7 protein-coding genes are annotated in these 10,189 nt (G+C 31.5%); 4 read left to right on the top strand and 3 right to left on the bottom strand.

Annotated elements, in window-relative coordinates; genetic code table 11:
• Window positions 1-162: 162 nt before the first annotated feature.
• Window positions 163-3,189, bottom strand: a complete 3,027-nt coding sequence (locus CN514_RS13500) for an efflux RND transporter permease subunit (protein WP_098233042.1) — start codon at window positions 3,187-3,189, stop codon at window positions 163-165.
• A gap of 327 nt (window positions 3,190-3,516) precedes the next feature.
• Here CN514_RS13500 and CN514_RS13495 point away from each other — a divergent pair, with 327 nt between their 5' ends.
• The 3 genes from CN514_RS13495 (at window position 3,517) to CN514_RS13485 (ending at window position 7,521) form a co-directional block, all read left to right on the top strand.
• On the top strand, window positions 3,517-5,229 hold the full coding sequence (locus CN514_RS13495) for an ABC transporter ATP-binding protein (protein ID WP_098233041.1): 1,713 nt from the start codon (window positions 3,517-3,519) through the stop codon (window positions 5,227-5,229).
• A 33-nt stretch (window positions 5,230-5,262) separates the two neighbouring features.
• The gene (locus CN514_RS13490; protein WP_098233040.1) at window positions 5,263-6,012 is read left to right on the top strand and encodes a class I SAM-dependent methyltransferase; all 750 of its coding nucleotides are present in this window, start codon (window positions 5,263-5,265) and stop codon (window positions 6,010-6,012) included.
• A 120-nt stretch (window positions 6,013-6,132) separates the two neighbouring features.
• A complete protein-coding gene (locus CN514_RS13485) occupies window positions 6,133-7,521 on the top strand; it encodes a hypothetical protein (RefSeq protein WP_098233039.1) in 1,389 nt (462 codons plus the stop codon).
• A gap of 203 nt (window positions 7,522-7,724) precedes the next feature.
• Here the strand turns inward: CN514_RS13485 and CN514_RS13480 are convergent, their stop codons facing one another.
• Together CN514_RS13480 and CN514_RS13475 are read right to left on the bottom strand one after the other, a co-directional pair.
• Complete coding sequence (locus CN514_RS13480; protein WP_098233038.1) at window positions 7,725-8,123, bottom strand: hypothetical protein; 399 nt, start codon at window positions 8,121-8,123, stop codon at window positions 7,725-7,727.
• A 51-nt stretch (window positions 8,124-8,174) separates the two neighbouring features.
• Window positions 8,175-9,086: a bifunctional helix-turn-helix transcriptional regulator/GNAT family N-acetyltransferase gene (locus tag CN514_RS13475; protein WP_098233037.1), complete on the bottom strand. Its 912-nt coding sequence runs from the start codon at window positions 9,084-9,086 to the stop codon at window positions 8,175-8,177.
• Window positions 9,087-9,299: 213 nt separating this feature from the next.
• Here CN514_RS13475 and CN514_RS13470 point away from each other — a divergent pair, with 213 nt between their 5' ends.
• Window positions 9,300-10,046 carry a TerC family protein gene (locus CN514_RS13470; RefSeq protein WP_098233036.1) on the top strand — a complete coding sequence of 249 codons (747 nt, stop codon included), beginning with the start codon at window positions 9,300-9,302 and terminating at the stop codon, window positions 10,044-10,046.
• Window positions 10,047-10,189 lie beyond the last annotated feature (143 nt).

Below are 10,189 nucleotides of genomic sequence, written 5' to 3'. Positions count from 1 at the left end.
GCCCAACTGTGGGTTTTTCATCATCTACTTTAAGGGGTGCAGCCTGTTCATTTTCCTTGTGTTTTTATTTTAATCTGAATTAAGCCGAGTTCACAAAGTGCTCGTGACGATTTCCAACCAAAAAAAGGATATCTCGAAAAAAACGAGATATCCCTTATTTATTTACAAACTTACTGGCTTACTAGTATCTTGCTGTCTACGCTGTTTTCTGGATTTTCTAAAATAAAGTAATTCATAAATAACAGGGATGACAATTAATGTTAATAATGTTGAAACAGTTAATCCTCCAATTACGACAACTGCAAGGCTTTGGGATACAAGGCTACCAGTTTCGGCTTTTTTGAATAGTAACGGTAGCATTGCGCAAATTGTAGCAACAGCTGTCATGAGAATTGGTCGAATACGAGTTACTGCAGCATCGATAATTGCTTCACGTAGAATCATTTGTTTTTCTTTTTGTTTTACTCGATCTAGTAATACGATTGCGTTAGTCACGACAATTCCGATGAGCATCAGTGCTCCTAATAGTGCTGTTGGTTCAACGGATATACGACTAATAATTAATCCAAGCACAGCTCCAATTGCCGCTAAAGGTAAAGAACACAGTATAGCAATTGGTGCACGGAATGTTTTAAATGTAATAATCATGATTAGGAAAACTAAGCCGATTGAGACAAGCATGATCAAATATAGATCTGAGAAATCTTGTGATTGTTGTGCAAGGGCACCACCAATGTACACATTTACACCATCGGCAATTTTCATACCTTTTGATTTTTTATCACCAAAAATAACTTTATTTAAATCTGCATTAATTTTTGAAAGTTTATCTGGTTTTACTTCGGCAGATATACTTAAATACGGATCACCATCTTTATGATATAGATTAGTAGACTTTTCTTCTACTTTTAATGTAGCAACTGATGATACTGGAATCATTCCAGTTTTCGTCATAATCGGTACTGATTTTATATCTTCAGGTGTTTTAGGTTCTAATATTGGTTCAAGATAAACATCAGTCGGTTGCTGATCAATAGTAACTGTTCCAAGTGGTGTTCGATTCAACATAACAAATAATTGTTGCGATAGTTGCTCAGCATTACCTTTGGAAGGGTCAACCTCTAATGAATAAACAGTTTTTTTATCTTCCTCATTTGTTGTTACCTTCTTAACTCCATCAATATTTTTGATCTTATTTTTAATTTCACTTGCGGTATTCTCTAAATCATTTAAATTATTTCCGACAACATCGATCGTAATTTGGGTTTTAGAACCTCCAAATAAACTAGATGCCATCGTACTTAATTCTGCATCCGCATAGTTAGATTTTTGCGTATTGATTTTTTTTACAACTTGATCAGTAAGTTTTTTATCATCTAATGTAATTAAATAGATTGCTTGAGTAGAAGAGCGGACATCCCCATATTTTGCAGCATCAGCTGTACTACCTAATTGAGTGTAAACTCCTTTTATACCTTTTTGTTCAAGAATATACTTTTCTAGTTTAAGAGTATTTTCTTTTACTTTTTCGACTGGTGTATCACTTGGATACGTTAAAGTTGTTTGAACAAAGTCTGAAGAAGAATTATCTGTTGCACCTTTTGGCATAGCGAAGTAAGTACCAATTGAGCCGACAAATAATAAGAATGAAACGACTACAATTACCCATTTATGATTCAATGACCAAGTAAGAACTTTTTTATATCGTACTGAAGGATTATGAGTTTTTAATTTAGCCTTTTTAAGGAAGAATGCACTTAATATTGGAACGACCGTCAATGCAACAAATAATGAAGCTAATAAAGAGTAAGTAATGGTTAATGCAAAAGGAAGCATAAAATCTTTAAGCCCCGTGCTAATAATTCCTATTGGTAAAAATACAGCAACAGTCGTTAAAGTAGAGGCTGTGATTGCACTACCGACTTCTTTCGTAGCGTCAATAATCATTTGAACTGAAAACTTCTCTGATTGAGTTTTTCTAAAAATATTCTCTATAACGACTATACTATCATCAACTAATCGTCCAACTGCTACTGCTACTCCACCGAGTGTTAAAACATTCAATGTAATGCCAGACTCTGCAAGTAAAAATAATGTTAAACATAGCGATAGCGGAATTGAAACAATGGTAATTAGTGTTGAACGAACATTTCTTAAGAATAACATGATGACAATCGTAGCAAATAATGCACCAAGTAAAACTTCCTTAATCATTGCATGTACAGAAGTTTTAACCATATCCGATGTAGCGACCATGACATCTGAATTCATATTTTTATATTTTTTATTTAAGTGTTTAGTAGCTTCTCTTACATCCTTTGTAATACGAACTGCATTAGAATTACTGTCCTTCGTGACGATTAATAATAATCCGTCTTTTCCGTTGATTCTTGTTAAATTGCTTGCTGGCTTTTTCACTTCAACAGTTGCAATATCAGCTAATTTAACATGATCAGTGACCATAAGACTCTTTACTTTGTCTATATTATCTAAATTCCCAACGACTTTAATATTACTAGTTTTATCATTTATAATACCTTCGCCAACTGAAACTGCAGAATTTTGGCCGCGAATAATACCCATAACAGTTTCTAGTGATATTTTATTCTGCGTGAGCTTCGCATTATCGATTTTTACAGAAACAAAAGATTTTTCTGTACCGTATGTTTGAACGTCAGCTACGCCTTTTATGTCTTTGAAATAGGGAATAACTTTTTTGTTTGCAAAATCAATATTATTCGGACTTAATCCATCCTCGAAAGTGATTGCAACATCTGCGATAGGGATCATGGAAGTGTTTAATTGAACAATTGTAGGTTTACTAACATTTTGAGGTAGTGTGACTTTATTTAAAGATTCTTGGACTTCTTGTTTAGCGTCCTTCATATTTGTTCCTGATTCATAATATACATCAATTTTTGAAAAACCATTGCTTGTGCTTGAATAAATATGACTTTTACCTTTCACACCAGAGACAGCACTTTCAATTGGAGTAGTTACTTGATCCTCCATTGTTTTCGAATCAGTACCTTGGCCCATAACAATGACAGAAACAATTGGTTGGTCTGCAGCAGGTAGGAATTCCATTGGAAGCTTTTTATAACTTAATACTCCAATTAATAAAATGAGAACGGATAAAAAGGTAATGGCAGCTTTATTATTAAAGGCCCATTTTGTAAACCACGACATTCAAGTTTTCCTCCTTTATGGTAAAAATATCCAGTAACACACAAGTTGAATCGTAACACACTAAAGTTGAAAATAAAATACATTTTATTTAGAATTTACAAAATATTTAAAAGCACAATTCGACATTTGAACTGGTAAATGAATTAGTACATACTTTATTAAAATATGAGACAATTAGTCTTTTATACTTGTTAAATCAAATTCAGTATTGCGATATGTTTGTTGGTCAGTTGGAAAATTCTGAAATGATAGCACACTTAAAACACATATGGTAAGGTAATAACATCTAACGAACTAGAAATTCAATAGAACTCGAGGTGCAGTATTTTGATTAAACGTTTTTTTAGTTATTATCGCCCGCACAAAAAGCTATTCTATATAGACTTTTTCTGTGCAATATTAGTTGGATTAATGGAGCTTGGATTTCCATTAGCAGTATCTTGGTTTATTGATAAACTGCTGCCAGAAGGGAATTGGAGTAAAATTATCTCGATCAGCATCGGACTTTTAGTACTTTATTTAGTAAGTTCTGGTATGCAATTTGTTGTAAATTATTGGGGCCATAAACTTGGTATTAATATTGAGACTGATATGCGTCGTGAGTTATTTAATCATGTACAACGTCAATCTTTTCGTTTCTTTGATAATACGAAGACTGGTCATATAATGAGCCGTATAACAAATGATTTAATGGATATTGGTGAATTAGCGCACCATGGTCCAGAGGATTTATTTATTGCAATTATGACCTTCATCGGTGCGTTTTGGATTATGCTAACAATTAATGTGAAGCTTGCATTAGTAGCAATCATAATCGTTCCATTTTTAGTTTGGTTGATTTCCTACTCAAACATGAAAATGAATAATTCATGGAGTAAAATGTATGGAAATATTGCGAATGTAAATGCTCAAGTTGAAGATAGTGTTTCAGGCGTAAGGGTAGTTCAATCTTTTACGAATGAACAATATGAAATGAAACGATTTAATAAAAATAACCAGTACTTCCGTAAAACGAAACTAAAAGCTTATAAAGTAATGAGTGTGAATTTATTAGGAATCTATGTATCTACTCGATTAATGACACTTGTTATTCTAGTTTTTGGAGCTTGGTTAAGTTTTACGAAAATTTTATCGTATGGAGAATTAGTAGCGTTTATTTTATATTTAAACATTTTATTTAAACCGATTGATAAGATTAGTGCTTTACTTGAATTATATCCAAAGGGTATGGCGGGCTTTAAACGTTTTACTGAATTGATTGATAATGAGCCAGACATTGTAAATACTCCAGATGCAATTGAAGTAATTAATCTAAGAGGGGATATTAAGTTCAAAAATGTTTCTTTTGGTTACGAAAACAAACGTAGAATCTTAAATGATCTTTCCTTCTCTATTGAGGCCGGTAAAACAATTGCCTTTGTAGGTCCTTCAGGAGCAGGGAAAACAACAATCTGCTCATTAATTCCAAGATTTTATGATGTTTTAGAAGGTGCAATCACAATTGATGGAATTGATATTCGAAACATGACGAAAGAATCATTGCGATCAAATATCGGAATCGTACAACAGGATGTCTTTTTATTTACAGGTACATTAAAAGAAAATATAGCTTACGGTAAGTTAAATGCAACCGATGAAGAAATAGAAGAAGCAGCTAGAAAAGCCCACTTAACTGAGTTAATTGCTTCTTTACCTGATGGTTATGAAACTCAAATTGGTGAAAGAGGACTAAAGCTTTCTGGAGGACAAAAACAACGATTAGCAATTGCTAGAATGTTTTTGAAAAATCCACCAATCCTAATATTAGATGAGGCTACCTCAGCATTAGATACAGAAACAGAAGCAATTATTCAAGAGGCATTGAATGATTTATCAAAAGATCGAACAACATTAGTTATTGCTCATCGATTAGGTACAATTAAAAAAGCAGATCGCATTTTAGTCATTACTGAAGAAGGAATTGCTGAAGATGGTACTCATACAGAACTACTATCACAGGAAGATGGGATTTTTGCTAGACTTCACGCTCATCAAATTTAACCCGAAAAACATTTTTTAAGAAAGTGTTTTGTATTGATTGAAAATTTTTCTGGTAAGGCAGATCGATATTCGAAATTTCGCCCAAGTTATTCGAATGAATATATCAATTATTTACTCTCTGAAAATCATTTAAGTAAGGGGAGTGTTATTGCAGACATTGGTTCAGGTACAGGTATTTTAACGAAGCTTTTACTTGAAAAAAAGTTAACTGTTTTTGCAATAGAACCAAATGATGATATGCGAGGAATCGCAGAGAAGACTTTGAAGGAATACGATCAATATAAGTCAATTAATGCAACAGCTGAAAATACTTCTTTAAAAAATAATAGTGTTGATTTAATAACAGTTGCGCAAGCATTTCATTGGTTTGATAAAGAAAAATTCCGGTTAGAATGTAAACGGATCTTAAAAGAGAATGCAAAAGTATCTCTAGTTTGGAATAGTAAAGATGTATTAAGTCCATTAATGATTGAATTGCAGGAGATTTGCAAAGAAACTTGTCCTAAGTTTAAAGGGTTTAGTGGTGGAATAGAAAATACGCCAGATGTTACTAACCAATTTTTTAAAAACGGGATTTATGAAACGATGGTTTATAGAAATGATTTGGAAATGGATTTAGAAGGATTTTTAGGTAGAAACTTATCTTCTTCTTTTTCTCCATTAAGTGGGGAAAAAGAATTTGAGCCATATCGAACTGCACTTACAAATTTATTTAATAAGTACGGTTTAAATGGTAAAATCGTTTATCCTTATATTACTAAAAGTTATTTAGGTTTTGTGTAGATAGAAAGAATGTTGGGCAACGTATGTTTTTTGCGTTGCCTCTTTTATTTATTTTGTAATAATTAAAGATAGAATGTATTTTTAAACAAGAATGTCATTAAATTAGGAGATAAACTAACAATGAGCAAGCAATCTACACGAAATAAAGAAAAGAATTTAAAGCAAATACTTTCTGCTCTTAAAAAAGAGGAATTACTAACAATTGTTCTAGACTTAGCTGAAGAAAATGAAGAAATCGAAAAAGGCTTATTATTTAAGTATTCATCGAATGAAGACGTAATATCGAATAGCAAAAAATTAATAAAGGAATATATCAATCAATCTAAATATCGAGGGTTTATTCCATGGAATAAATTAGACGATGCATTACAAGGCGTATATATGACGTTAAATAAAGCGAGACAAATGCTTTTAGAAGAAGAGCCAGATGTAGCAATTTCATTATGTTTAATTATTCTTCCAGCAGTATTAGAAATGATGAATTATAGTGATGACTCTGGGGGGGGCATAAATCCAGTTGTTTCTAATAGTTTGGACATTATTAATGATGCAGCATACTTTGTAAGCTATTTAGATGAAAAACAACAAGAGTCTTTTTTTATTAAGATTTTAAAAGAGGCTGAGCATTCACGATACGATGATTGGAGTGAATGGAGATATAGTCTATTAGAGTGTTGCATTCATTTTTGCAGCATTGAAAAATTAAGAAACAAACTTGAAAATAAACTTGAAAAACTATTAAGTGAAATAAAGGGTAATTCTTGGAGTGCAAAATACAATAAAGAAAATATAAAGTTAATTCAATATCAAATTATTGAACAATTTGATGGAATAGATGATGCAATGAAGTTCGTTTATAAAAATGTAAATTTAGGTGAATTTAGAGAAAAAGCGATTGATAACTTAATTCAATCGAACGATTATTTTGAGGTGTTGAGACTTTGTGAGGATGGAATTATTGAAGATCAAGAATACCGTGGACAAGTTAAGAAGTGGAAACAATATCAATTAGTTGCCTACGAAAAGCTTGAAGATAAAAATAAACAATCTGAGTTACTTTTAGAATTTATTTATGATAATCATTTTGAGTATTATTCAAAGTTGAAAAAGCTTTATCAACCAAGTGAATGGCCTAGTGTTTTAGAAGAAATTTTAGCTGAATTAGAAAAGCAAGACTATATTCCTAATATCTATGTTGAAATACTAATTGAGGAAAAAATGAGTGGAAAATTACTTCAATATTGTAAATCTCATATTTCTTCAATTAAAAAACTTTATCCGCATTTAGTAGAAGAATATTTGGAAGAAACAAGAGAAATCTATGCAAAACTAATTGAAGTGGAAGCAGGACAAGCAACTGAACGGAAAATGTATAAAAAAGTTTGTAAAACATTCGTAGAGTTTAATAAAATTTTTGGTAGCCAATACGCTCAGAGGATTATTAGTGACTTTAAACAAAAATACGTTAAAAAACCAGCATTTATTGATGAATTAGGTAAATTAAAATAAGTAATTAAAATTAGAAGGTCAATCAATTAGTGGATTGACCTTCTTTTAATATGTTTTGTTTATGAAAGTACAAATACATTTTAAAAAGAGCACCTCGAAGGACAAGTGCTTGCAATCATTCTGAAAATCGAGTTTTTAGTACTTTGTCTACACACTGAGAGCATCAAAATAGATGCTCTTTTATTATTAAAAAATGGCGTTGTTTACTTTCCCACATATACAATTTTAGTTCCGTTTACGTGCCGATCCATTTCATACGTCTTAGTAGACTTTAGATAATTAACTTGTATTTTTTTATTATTTATCCAATTTATTTTAAATAAATCGTCTGAAACAAATGTATTTCCTGATTTATTCGGTAGCTTCTGATCTGAATCCATTATAGATAGATGATACGAATATCCAGTTGTAGCACCACAATTTCTTTCGAAAATATAAGCTACCTTATCACCTTTAGGTGAAACTTCTTTATGGGTAATCTCGTTTCCGCACATATCTCCAAATAAATAATCTAAAGTATAATAACCAGCTAAAGATATAACTGTTATAACCCCCACAATGATTGAAAATATTTTTATAAACTTTATTATTTTGTTTTTCATTATTTTCTCCGTCTTAAAGTTATCCCGTAAAATCTTATATTCATTACTTGTTTATGAAAGTACTAAATCCCATCTTTCCTCAATTAACTCAGATCCAGTCCATTGAAAGTTAGGTTTCTCTTCAGTTAAAGTAAATTTATATTTTTTATAAAGATAACGTGCGGTCTCTAATGTGCTTACAGTCCATAAAAATAAATGGTCGAATTGTTTTTCCTTACAGAAGTTGAGTGCTGTTTCGATTAGCTTTTTACCGATACCTAATCCTTGGTATTTTTCATCTAATACAAACCATCTAAGCTGTGCTACTGACTCATTTGCCTTCGTAATAGCTATTGATCCGACGATTTCTCCATTTACTTCTGCGACCCAAAGTTCGCCGCCGTTAGGATTCAATAAAAATTCGCTTAACCCTTTCATTACATAATATTCAAATACACGTCCAAATTGGTAGGTTGTACTATAAATCTTTCCATGAATATAAGCGACATAGCCAACATCGCCAGGTTTAAATGGTCGAATTGATATTTCAGGAATAGATGTCTGATTTAATGAGAAAATGGATTCTATTGTTTCCATTGATTTTACTAGCTCTTTTACTTCAGGAGTAGAAAGGGTTTGAATCATACTTTCTACGCCAATGTTCGCATCATTAACCAATTTATTGTAGATTTCGTTCCCTTTCGCTGTTAAATGAAGAGTATATTGACGTTTATCTTCAGGAGATTGGATTTTTGAAATGATGTTTTCGTCATCGAATCTTTGAATAATGCGACTTAAATAACCACGATCAATGCCGAGTTTTTCGATAATATCTGTGGCAGTACATCCGTGGTTTTCGTTGATTTCTGTTATGATTCTCGCTTCAGTTAATGGAAATGGGTGATTATAGATTTCTTGATCAATTTTTCCCAATACATTAGCATAATGTCTGTTAAATTTGCGTATTTTTTCAACATGATTCATATTTTTATCTCCTTTAATATTCTGAAATTTTAGATTACTTATAATATAAACTAAAAAAGTTGACTAAGTCAACTATCTTGAAGGTGATAAAAGTGTAAATGGTGAAAATTGTACTAGAATATTCAAAAATTTGGATAAGGAATTTATAAAAAAGGGAATATAATTAAAAAGTGGTTAAAAATAGGTTAAAAGTAAATTAAATAGGGGGAAAACATGGAACTATCTTTGTTATTAGAGTACGGTTGGGTATTAATTATTCTAATTTTATTAGAGGGTTTATTATCGGCCGATAATGCACTAGTACTTGCTGTTATGGCAAAACATTTACCAGAGGAACAACAAAAGAAAGCAATCAATATTGGTTTACTTTTAGCTTTTATTTTTCGAATCGGTGCCATTTTTATTATTTCATTTCTTTTTAATGTATGGCAGGTTCAAGCAATCGGAGCGGCATATTTAATTTTCATCGCATTAAAGCATTTATTTAAAAAGCATGATGATGATAAAGCAAAAAAAGAAAAAAGCTTTGGTATGACAGTTGCTCAAATATCATTAGCAGATATTGCATTTGCGATCGATTCTATTTTAGCAGCAGTAGCGCTAGTAATTGATCTGCCTAATACAAAAATGAGTAATATAGGTGGCATGGATGGAGCTAAATTTATCGTCATCGTTATTGGAGCAATTGCAGGTTTAATCGTCATTCGCTTTGCAGCAGGTATTTTTGTTAAATTGCTGACAACACGTCCAAGTTTAGAAACAGCAGCTATGCTTTTAGTTGGATGGGTAGGGGTTAAACTACTAATGCATACTTTGGCACATCCTTCTCTACACATTATTTCACATCATTTCGTTGAAGGACCAATCTGGAATACGATTTTCTGGTCAGTCATGCTATTAATCGCTTTAGGTGGTTGGTTTCTCTCTAAAAAGAAATCAACAGATAATAACGTAGAATAAATGATAAATAATAAAAAAATCGCTTAGTTTATAGCACTAAGCGATTTTTTAGAGTGTTGAAATATAAAATGGTCATACGTATATTAAATGAACCTTATTGATAAAATAATTCTTTTTTGATGATTTAATAATGATTTTAAATG

It is taken from the genome of Bacillus sp. AFS001701 (assembly GCF_002559405.1).
GTDB lineage: Bacteria > Bacillota > Bacilli > Bacillales > Bacillaceae_G > Gottfriedia.
This window is presented reverse-complemented; position numbering and strand designations above follow the sequence as displayed.

Bases quoted from the DNA above. Each gene is read 5' to 3' on its own strand.
- CN514_RS13500 (WP_098233042.1), bottom strand. From the start codon at position 3,189: ATGTCGTGGTTTACAAAATGGGCCTTTAATAATAAAGCTGCCATTACC.
- CN514_RS13485 (WP_098233039.1), top strand. From the start codon at position 6,133: ATGAGCAAGCAATCTACACGAAATAAAGAAAAGAATTTAAAGCAAATA.
- CN514_RS13480 (WP_098233038.1), bottom strand. From the start codon at position 8,123: ATGAAAAACAAAATAATAAAGTTTATAAAAATATTTTCAATCATTGTG.
- CN514_RS13475 (WP_098233037.1), bottom strand. From the start codon at position 9,086: ATGAATCATGTTGAAAAAATACGCAAATTTAACAGACATTATGCTAAT.
- CN514_RS13470 (WP_098233036.1), top strand. From the start codon at position 9,300: ATGGAACTATCTTTGTTATTAGAGTACGGTTGGGTATTAATTATTCTA.